This window comes from Bradyrhizobium lablabi (genome assembly GCF_900141755.1).
GTDB classification, from domain to species: domain Bacteria; phylum Pseudomonadota; class Alphaproteobacteria; order Rhizobiales; family Xanthobacteraceae; genus Bradyrhizobium; species Bradyrhizobium lablabi_A.
This window is the reverse complement of record NZ_LT670844.1, coordinates 7,066,107-7,078,576: the sequence shown is the minus strand read 5'-3', so window position 1 is coordinate 7,078,576 and position 12,470 is coordinate 7,066,107. Positions and strand designations below refer to the sequence as shown.

Annotated in this window: 15 protein-coding genes and 1 tRNA gene; 6 read left to right on the top strand and 10 right to left on the bottom strand. The window is 61.3% G+C overall.

The annotated features are described in order from the left end of the window. Positions 1-457: 457 nt before the first annotated feature. The 3 genes from rplL to B5526_RS32915 all read right to left on the bottom strand — a co-directional run bounded on the left by rplL (position 458) and on the right by B5526_RS32915 (position 2,944). On the bottom strand, positions 458-835 hold the full coding sequence (gene rplL / locus B5526_RS32925) for a 50S ribosomal protein L7/L12 (protein WP_079543860.1): 378 nt from the start codon (positions 833-835) through the stop codon (positions 458-460). A 56-nt stretch (positions 836-891) separates the two neighbouring features. Next, on the bottom strand, positions 892-1,410 hold the full coding sequence (gene rplJ, locus B5526_RS32920; protein ID WP_079543859.1) for a 50S ribosomal protein L10: 519 nt from the start codon (positions 1,408-1,410) through the stop codon (positions 892-894). A gap of 580 nt (positions 1,411-1,990) precedes the next feature. After that, positions 1,991-2,944 carry a 2-hydroxyacid dehydrogenase gene (locus tag B5526_RS32915; RefSeq protein WP_079543858.1) on the bottom strand — a complete coding sequence of 318 codons (954 nt, stop codon included), beginning with the start codon at positions 2,942-2,944 and terminating at the stop codon, positions 1,991-1,993. Positions 2,945-3,092: 148 nt separating this feature from the next. On the opposite strand from B5526_RS32915, the gene B5526_RS32910 reads away from it, so the two are divergent. Next, positions 3,093-3,896, top strand: a complete 804-nt coding sequence (locus B5526_RS32910) for a hypothetical protein (RefSeq protein ID WP_079543857.1) — start codon at positions 3,093-3,095, stop codon at positions 3,894-3,896. Positions 3,897-4,114: 218 nt separating this feature from the next. Here the strand turns inward: B5526_RS32910 and rplA are convergent, their stop codons facing one another. The 4 genes from rplA to secE form a co-directional block, all read right to left on the bottom strand. Beyond that, positions 4,115-4,807 (bottom strand): 50S ribosomal protein L1, encoded by a 693-nt coding sequence (gene rplA / locus B5526_RS32905; RefSeq protein WP_079543856.1) that lies wholly within the window; start codon positions 4,805-4,807, stop codon positions 4,115-4,117. Between the two features lie 6 nt (positions 4,808-4,813). Then, on the bottom strand, positions 4,814-5,242 hold the full coding sequence (rplK, locus tag B5526_RS32900) for a 50S ribosomal protein L11 (RefSeq protein WP_079543855.1): 429 nt from the start codon (positions 5,240-5,242) through the stop codon (positions 4,814-4,816). A gap of 250 nt (positions 5,243-5,492) precedes the next feature. After that, positions 5,493-6,023, bottom strand: coding sequence for a transcription termination/antitermination protein NusG (nusG, locus tag B5526_RS32895; protein WP_079545755.1), 531 nt, complete (start codon positions 6,021-6,023; stop codon positions 5,493-5,495). Positions 6,024-6,046: 23 nt separating this feature from the next. Next, positions 6,047-6,238 carry a preprotein translocase subunit SecE gene (secE, locus tag B5526_RS32890; RefSeq protein WP_079543854.1) on the bottom strand — a complete coding sequence of 64 codons (192 nt, stop codon included), beginning with the start codon at positions 6,236-6,238 and terminating at the stop codon, positions 6,047-6,049. 356 nt (positions 6,239-6,594) lie between these two features. Between secE and B5526_RS32885 the strand changes: the two genes are divergently transcribed. Continuing rightward, positions 6,595-7,038: a hypothetical protein gene (locus B5526_RS32885; protein ID WP_244562119.1), complete on the top strand. Its 444-nt coding sequence runs from the start codon at positions 6,595-6,597 to the stop codon at positions 7,036-7,038. A 264-nt stretch (positions 7,039-7,302) separates the two neighbouring features. Continuing rightward, positions 7,303-7,731, top strand: a complete 429-nt coding sequence (locus B5526_RS38165; protein ID WP_154071571.1) for a hypothetical protein — start codon at positions 7,303-7,305, stop codon at positions 7,729-7,731. Positions 7,732-7,945: 214 nt separating this feature from the next. Here the strand turns inward: B5526_RS38165 and B5526_RS32875 are convergent. After that, positions 7,946-8,021, bottom strand: a tRNA-Trp gene (locus B5526_RS32875). Positions 8,022-8,171: 150 nt separating this feature from the next. Here B5526_RS32875 and B5526_RS32870 point away from each other — a divergent pair. Further along, positions 8,172-9,395: a serine hydrolase domain-containing protein gene (locus tag B5526_RS32870; RefSeq protein WP_154071570.1), complete on the top strand. Its 1,224-nt coding sequence runs from the start codon at positions 8,172-8,174 to the stop codon at positions 9,393-9,395. A 185-nt stretch (positions 9,396-9,580) separates the two neighbouring features. On the opposite strand, the gene B5526_RS32865 is transcribed toward B5526_RS32870, so the two are convergent. Next, entirely contained in the window at positions 9,581-10,348 is a 768-nt protein-coding gene (locus tag B5526_RS32865) for an SDR family NAD(P)-dependent oxidoreductase (protein ID WP_079543851.1), read from the bottom strand. Positions 10,349-10,440: 92 nt separating this feature from the next. Then, the gene (locus B5526_RS32860; protein WP_079543850.1) at positions 10,441-11,148 is read right to left on the bottom strand and encodes a histidine phosphatase family protein; all 708 of its coding nucleotides are present in this window, start codon (positions 11,146-11,148) and stop codon (positions 10,441-10,443) included. Between the two features lie 200 nt (positions 11,149-11,348). Between B5526_RS32860 and B5526_RS32855 the strand changes: the two genes are divergently transcribed. Together B5526_RS32855 and B5526_RS32850 are read left to right on the top strand one after the other, a co-directional pair. After that, positions 11,349-12,134 (top strand): SDR family NAD(P)-dependent oxidoreductase, encoded by a 786-nt coding sequence (locus B5526_RS32855; protein ID WP_079543849.1) that lies wholly within the window; start codon positions 11,349-11,351, stop codon positions 12,132-12,134. Positions 12,135-12,174: 40 nt separating this feature from the next. Continuing rightward, complete coding sequence (locus tag B5526_RS32850; RefSeq protein WP_079543848.1) at positions 12,175-12,468, top strand: putative quinol monooxygenase; 294 nt, start codon at positions 12,175-12,177, stop codon at positions 12,466-12,468. The last annotated feature ends 2 nt before the right edge of the window (positions 12,469-12,470 follow it).

Sequence of the window (12,470 nt, the reverse complement as noted above, 5' to 3'; positions counted from 1 at the left end):
GTTGAATTTCGATTCGTTCCTAGACCTGGAACCCTAAACTCAGGACTTAAATCCCGAATCCGCGCGCCGGACCTTCAGAACGCAAAACGACGCGCGGGGCGCATGACCGCACCCGCCCGTCATAACCATTTGCTTCACGGACTGAAAAAGCCCGAAATTGCTTATCTCCCAACGGCTTGCGTAGAAACGCTGCCGTTCCCGCCGCCTAACCGTGCTTTCGTGCTGCCGACCCTATATGGGCCGGCAATCGTGGAGATTCGAGGGGCAAAGCCTTCGAATCCCCACACATTTCTGTGTACGCGCCCTCCATTTTCGTCATGGCCGGGCTTGACCCGGCCATCCACGCCTTTGGTGGGGCGATCCCCGGGTCGCGCTCGGCACACGCCTTGCTTGCCCCGGGGGCGATGGATCCCGGGTCGCGCTTCGCACGCCCGGGATTTCGCTGAAGCAACTTGCGTTACTTCAGCTCAACCTTGGCGCCAGCCTTTTCGAGCTGGGCCTTGACCTTCTCGGCTTCGTCCTTGTTGACGCCTTCCTTGACAGGCTTCGGCGCACCTTCGACGAGGTCCTTGGCTTCCTTGAGGCCGAGGCCGGTGATGGCGCGGACTTCCTTGATGACTTCGATCTTCTTCTCGCCGGCGGCGGCGAGCACGACCGTGAACTCGGTCTTTTCTTCGGCGGGAGCCGCAGCAGCCCCACCACCGGCGGGGCCGGCAACCGCGACGGCAGCCGCAGCCGACACGCCCCACTTTTCTTCAAGGAGCTTTGCGAGCTCGGCGGCTTCGAGCACGGTCAGGCTCGAGAGGTCGTCTACAATCTTCTGTAAGTCAGCCATTGATCTGTTTCCTTAAGCGTATCGGTTCGAACCAGGTTTGAATGTTGCGAAGGGCCTCACGCCGCTTCGCTCTTTGAGGCATAGGCCTGAACAACGCGCGCGAGCTTGGCTGCGGGCGCGGTCGTGAGCTGGGCGATCTTGGTTGCCGGCGCCACCAGGAGGCCGACGATCTTGCCACGCAACTCATCGAGCGAAGGCAGCGAGGCAAGCGCCTTCACGCCATCGACATTCAGGACGGTTTTGCCCATCGATCCGCCGAGAATGACGAACTGCTCGTTCGTCTTGGCGAATTCGACGGCAACCTTCGGCGCCGCTACCGGATCGTTTGAAGTCGCGATCACGGTCGGCCCCTTCAACAGGGGACCGATGGCAACGACGTCCGTGCCTTCAAGAGCAATTTTGGCGAGACGGTTCTTCGAGACCTTCACCGAGGCGCCCGCCTGCTTCATCTGCATACGCAGCTTCTGCATCTGGGCCACGGTGAGGCCGGAATAATGAGCCACGATCGCGACGCTGGTGGTCTTGAACAGACCGTTCAGCTCATCGACCGCGTCTTTTTTTGCCGCTCTTTCCACAGCAAGCTCTCTCCGGTTGGCGGCCTTTGCCCAAAAGGCAGGACCGCCGGGTTGCACCCATCGTCCCGCCTGAACCTGACCTCAAGACACCAGTCTCTTAGGACACGCCGGGCAAGACGACATTGAAAAGCCTGCCCTCCCGCGCCCTTTACGGAAACACGGGGTGTCGAGGTTCGAACCAAATCCGCTTGGGCGTCGCGGGAAGCGACGAAAGCGAAATCCGGTCTTCACCCGTCTATGCAGGCCATGCGATTAAGCCATTGGCGAAACGTTTGGTTTTGCCGCGGGCGCCTGCAGTCTTGGACAGGATCGAGGCCACCCGGCCCAAAGCCGAACGACCCCGGCCCGATTCCACCAAAACGACCGGTTTTCCTTCCTTTCCAGCAATCCCTTGCGGATGTCCTGAAAGGAATGATCTCCTATCGTATCGGGCTTTCGGAATGCGAGCACGGACGTGCCAGCAACGGCCAGCACGTCCGGTAGGAATTGTTTAACGAGTCTTTTCCGGCTTGCCAAGGGGAAATTCGCGGCAATCGAACCGACTGGTAATCCTACCAGACTTGGCCCGAAGTCACTCGTTTCAGAGGTTCCGAACCGCATAGGGCAGCGGCCTGCCCGCAAAATATGCCTCGAGATTGGCGATCACGCAGTTCTGCATCGCGGTGTGCGCATCGAGCGTGTGGCCGCCGACATGGGGGGTCAGCACCACGTTCGGAAACGCCGTCAGCACGTCCGGCGCATGCGGCTCCTTCTCGTAGACGTCGAGGCCGGCGCCGGCGATGGTCTCATCCGCGAGCGCTGCGACCAACGCCTGCTGATCGATCGCCGAGCCGCGCGCGATGTTGACGACATAGCCGTCCTTGCCGAGCTTTTGCAGGATGTTTGCATTGACCGCGTGATGGGTGTCGGCGCCGGCGCGGACTGCGATCATCAGGACGCTGCACCATTCCGCCAGCGCTTCCAGGCTTGGCAGATATTGGTAGGGCACGTCGTGCCGGCTGCGGCTGAAATAGGCCACCTCGCACTCGAATGCCGCGACGCGGGCCGCGATCTTGCGGCCGATCTCGCCCATGCCGTAGATGCCGACCTTGCGGCCGGGATTGCCGGGCTGCGGCCGCATCAAGGGCGACGGTTTTGCATCCGACCAGTTGCCGCTCCGGACATAATTGTCCGCCGGCAATAGCCGCCGCGTCACCGCCAGCATCAGCGTCACCGCGATGTCGGCGACCGATGCAGCGTTCGCGCCCGGACTGTGTCCGACCACGATCTTACGCCCGGCGGCTGCCGCGAGATCGACGCCATCGTAACCTGTGCCGTAGCAGACGATCGCACCGAGCTTCGGCATCATGTCCATCATGCCACCGCCGAGTGGCGTGCCGCCGGCCGTGATCATCGCGCGGATGCCGGAGAGCTCGTCCGTGCTGAAAACCTCGTTCGGCGGCTTGCCGGCGGCGTCCAGGAGGTCAAAACGTTCGCCGATCCGCAGCATCAGTGCCTTGGGGAATCGCGAAAAGATCAGGACTTTTTGGGGCATTTTGTGAATTCCTGGGGGAAGTGCTGGCGAGACGTCCTGACTTTCGCGTCGGCTCATTGGCCACGCGAGCATTTGTGACTTTACTTCAATGTGCTCGGTCCGTGTATCATGTGTCGGCAAGTGCTCATGCGCTTCCGGAAGCTCAGCCATGCCTTCGCCCGGAAAATCGCTCCTCAGCCGCCGCGCGACCCTCGCCACGCTCGCGTCCGCGCCAGCAATCATCTCATCCGCGCCCCGCGCGTTCGCGCAAGCTCCGGCGGCCCCGGCCGTTGCGCTGACGCCGGCGTGCGTGCTCACGCCGGCGGCGGTGCCGGGTCCGTTCTACTTCAATCCGAAGCTGCAGCGCGCGGACATAACCGAGGGACATCCCGGCGTGCCCCTGCGGTTGCGCTTCATCGTGCTCGATGCGGCAAATTGCACGCCGGTCTCCGGCGTCCGTATCGACGTCTGGCACACGCGGGCGGATGGCTACTACTCGGGCTATCCCGGTCAAGGCGACAAGCAGAACGTCGATACCTCAGGCGCCAGTTTCATGCGCGGCACACAGATCGCGGACGCGCGCGGCGAAGCCTCCTTCCGCACTGTCTATCCGGGCTGGTACCGAGGTCGCACCGTGCATATTCACTTCAAGATATTCATCGACGACAGGGACATGCTCACCGGCCAGATGTATTTCCCGGATGCGCTGAGCCAGTATATTTTCGCGAATGTCGGCGCATATACCCGCAAGGCGGTTCGCGATACCTTCAACGGCAACGACGAACTCGCGCTGTCGGACACGACCCGAGGCGGGTTCTGCGATATCCGCGAACAGGCCGACCATTATCTGGCGACGCTGATCGTCGGCGTAAGCCGCACTGTGGCAACGGTGCTCGACGATTCCCCGACCCCGCCGATTCTACCCCGCGCGATCGTGCCCGGCATCGCCTCCACCAAGCAGAAAAACAGCTAGAGCGTGATGACTTTTCTTCGAATCGTTATTCCGCTCTATCTTTTTGTTTGAGCATGATCTTTTCGGAAAACCGGTACCCACTTTTCCGGATCATGCTCTAGCGCGCGCGGCGCCGTGTCTGACTGCCGCATCCATCAGCTCAAGCCGTTCATCGAATGCGTCAAAAAAAGCCGGGCACCCCACGCGGGATGCCCGGCTCCTGATTCTCGTTAGCGCAATTAACCGAGCAGGCTTCCCGGCTCAACCTTGACGCCCGGCCCCATGGTGGAGGAGACCGCGACGCGCTGGATGTAGGTGCCCTTGGCGCCGGCCGGTTTTGCTTTTGCAACCGCGTCCGCGAGCGCCTTGACGTTCTGCACCAGCTTTTCTTCCGAGAATGACGCCTTGCCGATACCGGCCTGGACGATGCCCGCCTTCTCGACGCGGAATTCGACCGAACCGCCCTTGGCGCCCTTCACGGCGTTGGCGACGTCCATGGTCACGGTGCCGATCTTCGGGTTCGGCATCATGCCGCGCGGTCCGAGCACCTTACCCAACCGGCCGACCAGCGGCATCATGTCGGGGGTCGCGATGCAGCGGTCGAAGTCGATGTTGCCGCCCTGCACTTTTTCCACGAGGTCCTCGGCGCCGACGACGTCAGCCCCCGCGGCCTTGGCTTCCTCGGCCTTGGCGCCGCGCGCGAACACGCCGACCCGCAAGGTGCGGCCGGTACCGTTCGGCAAGGTGACGACGCCACGCACCATCTGGTCGGCGTGACGCGGATCGACCCCGAGATTGATCGCGATCTCGACGGTCTCGTCGAACTTCGACTTGGCGCGCTCTTTGACCATCTTGATGGCATCCGCGAGCGGATAGAGCTTTTCGCGGTCGACGCCCTCGCGGGCCTTCTTCAAACGTTTTCCGATTGCCATGACCCGTTACCCCGCAACTTCAAGACCCATCGACCGGGCGGAGCCCTCGACCATCTTCATGGCCGCTTCGATGGTATCGCAATTGAGATCCTTCATCTTCTTCTCGGCGATCTCGCGCACCTGCGCGCGTGTCACCGCACCCGCCTTGTCGCGGCCCGGGGCTTTCGACCCGGACTGGATTTTGGCGGCCTGCTTGAGGAAGAACGACATCGGGGGCGTCTTCATCTCGAAGGTGAAGGAACGATCGGCGTAGATCGTGATCACCACGGGAATCGGGGTATTCTTCTCTTCCTTCTGCGTCTGCGCGTTGAACGCCTTGCAGAATTCCATGATGTTGAGGCCGCGCTGACCAAGCGCGGGGCCGATCGGGGGCGACGGATTCGCAGCACCCGCCGGCACCTGCAATTTCAGGTATCCGGTCACTTTCTTTGCCATTTATCACTCCTCATGCTGTTTCCGGACCATTCCGGAAACTTCACAGGACCGTGGTGCGGTTCGCATGACGGCTGGCGACCGTCAGTCCCCTTCCACGGCTGTTCTCTTCACCCTCGCCCCGCTCTTGCGGGGAGAGGGCGGGGTGAGGGGCAGTCCCACGCACTGAACGCGCGGAGGGCCCCCTCACCCGGATCATCGCTGCGCGTTGATCCGACCTCTCCCCGCAAGCGGGGAGAGGCAAAAAGAACGATCAGACCTTCTCGACCTGACCGAATTCCAGTTCGACCGGCGTGGCGCGGCCGAAGATCGAGACCGCGACCTTCACGCGCGAGCGCGCCTCGTCGATTTCCTCGACCACGCCCGAGAACGAGGCGAACGGGCCGTCGGCCACGCGCACATTCTCGCCGATCTCGAACGACACCGACGCCTTCGGGCGCTCCACGCCTTCCTGCACCTGATGCAGGATCCGCATGGCTTCCGCTTCGGAGATCGGCATCGGCTTGTTTTCCGCGCCGAGGAAGCCCGTCACCTTCGGGGTATTCTTGATAAGATGAAACGCCTCGTCGGTCAGCTTCATCTTGACCAGGACATAGCCCGGGAAAAACTTGCGCTCGGCGTCGACCTTGCGGCCGCGGCGGACTTCGGTGACCTTTTCGGTCGGCACCAGCACCTGCTCGAACAGTTCATCGAGCCCGCGCTGCTTCGACTGCTCGCGGATCGATTCCGCCACCTTCTTTTCGAAGTTCGAATAGGCGTGGACGATATACCAGCGCTTGTCCATCGTTTGCGTTCCGGCGCTTGTCATCAGTGGATGCCGAGTATGAAGGTGACGAGGAAACGGATGATCTGATCCGAGGCGAAGAAGAAGATCGAAGCCAGCGCCACCATCACAAACACCATGATGGTGGTAATCGTCGTCTCGCGGCGGGTCGGCCAGGTGACCTTGGCGGTCTCCGAGCGCACTTCCTGCAGGAATTTGAACGGGCTGAAAGCCATCCTTGATGTGATCCGCCTTGATGTGATCCGAAGTGTCTGACGATTTACGGTTTACGGATTCCGAACAGTCCTTTAGCGCCCAGCCCTCTCTCGAAGGATGAGCCGGCAAGCGGGCTCGATTGTTCGGGGGTTTTAAAAGCCGCGCCGGATATCCGTCAAAACGGGCCGGCAGCAGGTGGCGGCTATGTACTGCGGGTAGGGCCAAAGGTCAAGGTCGCGGGAACCGACCTTGGGCGTCTCAGGCGGCATCGGCGCGAAGCAGGGCGCGAATCCTGCGCATCCCGGTTTGCCGAATACCCCCGGGTTTATACGATCAAGTTCACCTGCCGTTTAGCGGCACCCGGTATAAGGCTCCGATGGAACCAATCCGCAAATTCTTCGCCGACAAAACGGGCCCCACTGCCCCCGAATATGACACCCGCTACCCGGGCGCCGATGAAGCCAAGGCGGAGATCAGCGCGGCGGCGAGGTATCTGCTCACGGACGCAACCGAGGGCGCGCGCGGCCGTATCGTTCGCGAGATCATTGAGATCGTTCATGAGATCGCGAACGGCCTGGATGCCCGCGCCGTGAGGCAACCTCCCGTGAGCGGCGTGACCTATAAGGCCTATGTCATCGACGCCTTCCAGCGCGACACGGATAAATGGCGCGCGACCGTCCGCAAATTGGACGGCAAGAAAATCCGGGTGGCCGTCCCGCCCTCCGTGCGCGACGAATACACAACCTCAGCCGATGCGCTGACGGCCGAGAAGGCCGTCGAGCTCGCCAAAAAAGCCATCGATGCCGGCGGCGTTATCTGACCCCGAACGGTCCGGGGCGCTTGGGGCAATTGGGACAAGAGCCTAAAGTTAAGATTATCAAAGGCCAGCTAACACATTGAAAAAGCTGGCAGGAGTGGCAGGACTCGAACCTGCGACCCCCGGTTTTGGAGACCGTCGGGGTTTATGTTCGGCCTAGCGAGAATATCTGGCAAGGTGCAGCGAGGCCGCCTTCCGAACACACCGTGATCCACATCCCGCACATCTCGGCCGCTGAAGCAAACACGACTTATATGCGGTGACCTGATGCCACTGACTCGTTTGTTTTCCGCGTTGTGCTTGCTTGGTGGGCTGATAGTCAACGGGCCCCTCGTCGCCGAGACTCAAATCGCGCGCCCGATACCTCAACCGAATCCGTTCCCACCGGGAGCGGCCGTCTACGAATGGCACTACACCTGCCCTCACAATAATTCGGACGGCACCTGTAGGTTTTCCGTTCCGACAGCGAACTATAGCGCGAACAATGTGGCAGATGCACAGATCGTTCTGACGTTTCAGATTGTGGGATCGCAGCAGATCACGTTTTATTATTTTTGGATCACTTCGATCGGCAGAAAGAAACCCGAATTCATGATGTTGCAGTCGAACGCCGCTGTTGCGTTTATCGCGCAAGGCATGACTATGGAAAATGACACGGGTCCGATTAGGTCTGAATCCGATCAGCATGTGAAATAGGGAAGTTACAAACCCCGAGGTCGCGAGCTCGTCGCCGAGCTGACCGGCGATGATCCAGGCGTCCTACTCAAGAACGATGCGAAGCGGAACCGACAGATCTCCGTGTCCGCGGTCAGCGGCCGGCTTCCTTCAGCCGTGAATCCCGCTTGGGTCCAAATTGGGTCCACGTTCTCATCGTGTTGGGCAGGTTCTATCGCTAAGTCGTTGATTTAGCTGGCAGGAGTGGCAGGGCTCGAACCTGCGACCCCCGGTTTTGGAGACCGGTGCTCTACCAATTGAGCTACACTCCTAGAGCCGAACCCGCGTCGCCGCCGATCCGCGCCGTTTCAAGCATAAGGAATGCCCCGATTGCAAGGGCGAAGGGATTAACCGGCCTGTTCAAGGCGGCCGTTCTGCGCCAGACTTCCGCCAAGCCCGGCAACAAGAGCAAAGGAAACACCATGACCGCGCAAACCGTCGCAAAACACGCCCCCGCCCCGCAGACCCCGCCGCTTCCGCAAGCCAAGCCGGAATCACTCGGGCTCTCGCCCGCGGCGCTGCAACGGATGTCGGACGCGTTCAAGCGCGAGATCGACAAGGGAACCGTTCCAGGCGTGACCGTAATGGTGGCGCGCCGCGGCCAGGTCGGCTGGTTCGAGGCGCTCGGCCGGCAAAGCCCGGCGGCTTCCACACCAATGGCGCACAATTCGATCTTCCGCATCTTCTCGATGACCAAACCGATCGTCTCGGTCGGCATTATGATGCTGCTGGAGGAAGGCCATTTCGTCCTCGGCGATCCGATCGCGAAATTCATTCCGGAGTTCGCCGATCAGAAGGTCGGCGTCGAGAACAATGGCAAGCTCGATCTGGTGCCCTTGGCACGGCCGATCACGATCCAGGATCTGTTGCGGCACACCTCAGGCATCACCTACGACCATACCGGCAACAGCCTGGTGCAGCAGCTCTATAAGGAATCGCGGCTGCGCAGCCGCAAGATCAGCAACGCCGAACATGCAAGCCTGGTCGGCAGCCTGCCCCTGATCTGCCAGCCCGGCTCGGAGTGGAACTACAGCCGCTCCACCGACATTCTCGGCCGCATCATCGAAGTCGTCTCCGGCAAAAGCCTGAGCGCGTACCTCGCCGAGAAAATCCTGGCGCCGCTGCAGATGGCCGAGACCGCGTTTCACACCGGCGAAGAGAATGCCGGTCGCCTCGCCGAGGCGTTCCCGATCGATCCCTGGAGCGGCGAGAAGGTGCAGCTCTTCAACATGCTGGAACAGCCGGTCATGGAATCCGGCGGCGGCGGCCTGGTCTCGACCACGATGGATTATGCCCGGTTCTGCCAGATGCTGCTCAACGGCGGCACGCTGGACGGCAACCGCATCATCGGCCGCAAGACGCTGGAGCTGATGGCGTCCGATCATCTCGGCCCCAAGGTCAAGGTCGCGTCTCGCCTGATGCCGGCCGGTCACGGTTTTGGGCTCGGCTTCGCGGTCCGCACCCAGCCGGGCATGGCGCCGTTCGCGGGCTCGGTCGGTCAGTTCTTCTGGAGCGGGATGGCCGGCACCTTCTTCTGGATCGATCCGGCGGAAGAGATGTTCGCGGTGTTCATGATGCAGGGCCCCGGCCAGCGCGAATATATCCGCTCGCTGCTGCGGGGCCTGGTGTACGCGGCGGTGGAGTGACGAATTTCGCGCGTTAAATATCTCGTCGTCCCGGCGCGCCGCCACACCCACTGTCGTCATGCCCCGCGAAGGCGGGGCATCCAGTACGCCGTGACGCTTGTTATAGGTCCGAGACGGCCGCGTTTACTGGATCGTCCGCCTTCGCGGACGATGACAGTTGAGCAAGCATCGCCGCTCGTACGTCCTCAACTGATCGTCGCGCCGCCATCGATCACGATGGTCTGCCCGGTCATGAACGTCCCTGCCGCCGAACCCAGAAACACCGCGGCGCCCGCGATCTCGTCGGGCTCGCCGATGCGCAACAAGGGCGAGCGGGCGGTGGAGGCTTTCAGGGTCTCCGGATTGTCCCACAGCGCCTTGGCAAAATCGGTCTTGATCAGGCCCGGCGCGATGCAGTTCACGCGGATGTTGTGCTTGCCGTATTCGCAGGCGAGATTGCGTGCGAGCTGCATGTCGGCGGCCTTCGAGATCGCATAGGAGCCGAGCACGGTCGAGCCCTTCAAGCCCCCGATCGAGGAGATGATGGTGATCGAGCCGTCCTTGCGCTCGATCATCTGCGGCACCACCAGCGAGATCAGCCAGTGATTGGCGACGATGTTGTTGTCCAGGATCTTGCGGAATTGCTCGTCGGAAATTCCCGCCTGCGGCCCGTAATAGGGATTTGACGCCGCATTGCAGACCAGCGTGTCGATCTTGCCGAAGGCGCGGTTGGTTTCCTCGACGAGGTGCTTTAGGTCATCCTTGGTCGAGATGTTGGCGGCGACCGAAAGTGCGACCTGCTTGCCGGCCTTGTCGTTGATGGCCTTCGCCACCTCGTCGCAGGCCTGCTGCTTGCGCGAGGAGATCACCACCTTGGCGCCATGCTCGGCCATGCGCTCGGCGATGGCCCGGCCGATGCCGCGCGAGGAGCCGGTGATCACGGCGACTTTTCCCGACATGTCAAACAAGGTCATGCGTCTCTCCCAGATATTGATCCGGCGGATGCGCCGGTTTTCATTTCCATCCAGCTAACCAGCGTTCGCGCCGCGAGACAATAAGCGACGGATCAGGCGAGTTTGCTCGCGGTCGCGATTTCCGGCCCGGCCGGCTGATGCATGGCGTTGTGCGAGGCGTCCGCGATCCACGGCTGCTGGTTGACCATCGGAAGCCGCCAAATGCTGTTACCCGAGCTTGCGAAATGATCGAGCCGCGTCACCGAACAATTGTCGATGTCAAAGGCGAGGCCTTTTTCCGGCTGCCCGCCCAGCGCAAGACCGACGGCGGCCTTGATCGTTCCGCCATGTCCCGCCACGATCACATCCTTGCCAGCGTGCTCGACATTGATCGCCTCGATCGCGCGGCGCACGCGGTTATAGAGGTCCATGAAACTTTCACCGCCCGGTGCAGGTTCGTCGATCGCCGCAAACCATTGGTTGCCGGGCGGCCGGCTGGCGAGAAAAGCCGCGCGATTCATGCCCTGCCACTGACCGAGATTTTGTTCGGCGAAGGCAGCTTCCTGAATCATGCTCGCAGGCTTCGGGAAACCCGCGGCCCAGATCGCTTCCGCCGTTTGATGGGTGCGTTTGAGATTGCTTGCATACCAGACGGCATTGCGAGGCAGGATCTTTGCGACAGCCTCGAATACCACGCGATCAGAGGTGTCGCAGCCAAGGTCCTTCTGTCCATAGATGCAGCCATTGTCCTCGCGAACCGGTGCGTGACGCACCCACCACCATCGCGTCGCGACGACGGCCGACTTGTCTGGATTGGACATCGCAAGCACCCTTCAATAATGTTCGTGTGTCCTACGCGAGAGCTCACTTCGCCTCAAGTGACTTGAACGTTTGAAATCTTGTTTGAAATTCCGCAAGGCGGCACTTGTAATCTATTTTTGACACGTTTTCTTGACGCGAACCGGTAGCCACTTCGCTGGAAAACGCTATGGATAATTATAGTTCTATCAGGGAGAAACTCATGGGCCGCCTCGAAGGCAAATCCGTCATCATCACCGGCGCGGGCAGCGGCATCGGCCGCGCGGCATCTTTGTTGTTCACCAAAGAGGGTGCAAAACTGATCGCGGTCGACCGCACCGACGGCGTCAAGGAAACCGTGGAACAGGTCCGCAAGGCCGGCGGCACCGCGGACGCCGTGATGGCGGATGCCGGTTCGGAAAAGGACGTCATCGCTTTCATCGACAAGGCCCTCTCCGCGTACGGCAAACTGGATGCGATCTGGGCCAATGCCGGCGTCAGCGGCGGATTGGTGCCGCTCGCCGAACAGACCGTGGAACATTGGCAGGAAGTTTTGCGCGTCAATCTGATCGGACCGTTCCTCGCGATCAAACATTCCATGCCGCACATGATCAAACAGAACTACGGCTCGATCGTTTGCACCGCCTCCGTTGCGGGCTTAAAAGCCGGCGCCAGCGGGCATCCCTATGGCGCCAGCAAGGCCGGCGTCATCAGCCTGGTGCAGACGTCAGCCTATTCGCTGTCCGGCACCGGCGTGCGGATCAATGCGGTGTGTCCCGGCCTGGTCGAAACCGGCATGACAAAACCGGTATTCGACCGCGCCAAGGAACGCGGCACCCAGGACAAGATCGGCCAGCTCAATCCGTTGAAACGTGCCGGCCAGCCGCATGAACTCGCCGCGATGGGACTTTTTCTGGCCAGCGATGATGCCTCCTATGTTAACGGCCAGGCGATCCCGGTCGATGGCGGACTGACGGCGTCGATGCCGTATACGGGGAAGCCGATTTAGGCGGGCGCATGCGCGGCGCCGGAGCAGCAAGGGAGGACCGATGTCCAAGTACGCAATCGTTGCGACGATCAAGACGGTTCCCGGCAAGCGAGATGAGTACCTGACGTTTCTCAAAGCTCATGGCAAACGGTGTCTCGCCGCCGAGCCCGGAACGCTGCAGTTTGAGATCATGGTGCCACAAGAGGAGGCTGATACGATCATGCTGTACGAATTGTACGCCAGCCCGGAAGCTTTCCAGACGCACTGGAATGGCGCATCGATACAGCAGATGAGGCAGGAGTCAGCGGGACTCCAGGTGAGCTTAGCGGGCGTGCGCTGCAATCTGGTTGAATAGCG

Bases quoted from the DNA above. Each gene is read 5' to 3' on its own strand.
- rplK (WP_079543855.1), bottom strand. From the start codon at position 5,242: ATGGCAAAGAAAGTGACCGGATACCTGAAATTGCAGGTGCCGGCGGGT.
- rplL (WP_079543860.1), bottom strand. From the start codon at position 835: ATGGCTGACTTACAGAAGATTGTAGACGACCTCTCGAGCCTGACCGTG.
- B5526_RS32860 (WP_079543850.1), bottom strand. From the start codon at position 11,148: ATGTCCAATCCAGACAAGTCGGCCGTCGTCGCGACGCGATGGTGGTGG.
- nusG (WP_079545755.1), bottom strand. From the start codon at position 6,023: ATGGACAAGCGCTGGTATATCGTCCACGCCTATTCGAACTTCGAAAAG.
- B5526_RS32885 (WP_244562119.1), top strand. From the start codon at position 6,595: ATGGAACCAATCCGCAAATTCTTCGCCGACAAAACGGGCCCCACTGCC.
- B5526_RS32915 (WP_079543858.1), bottom strand. From the start codon at position 2,944: ATGCCCCAAAAAGTCCTGATCTTTTCGCGATTCCCCAAGGCACTGATG.
- secE (WP_079543854.1), bottom strand. From the start codon at position 6,238: ATGGCTTTCAGCCCGTTCAAATTCCTGCAGGAAGTGCGCTCGGAGACC.
- B5526_RS32870 (WP_154071570.1), top strand. From the start codon at position 8,172: ATGACCGCGCAAACCGTCGCAAAACACGCCCCCGCCCCGCAGACCCCG.
- B5526_RS32850 (WP_079543848.1), top strand. From the start codon at position 12,175: ATGTCCAAGTACGCAATCGTTGCGACGATCAAGACGGTTCCCGGCAAG.
- B5526_RS32855 (WP_079543849.1), top strand. From the start codon at position 11,349: ATGGGCCGCCTCGAAGGCAAATCCGTCATCATCACCGGCGCGGGCAGC.
- B5526_RS38165 (WP_154071571.1), top strand. From the start codon at position 7,303: ATGCCACTGACTCGTTTGTTTTCCGCGTTGTGCTTGCTTGGTGGGCTG.
- B5526_RS32865 (WP_079543851.1), bottom strand. From the start codon at position 10,348: ATGACCTTGTTTGACATGTCGGGAAAAGTCGCCGTGATCACCGGCTCC.
- B5526_RS32910 (WP_079543857.1), top strand. From the start codon at position 3,093: ATGCCTTCGCCCGGAAAATCGCTCCTCAGCCGCCGCGCGACCCTCGCC.
- rplA (WP_079543856.1), bottom strand. From the start codon at position 4,807: ATGGCAATCGGAAAACGTTTGAAGAAGGCCCGCGAGGGCGTCGACCGC.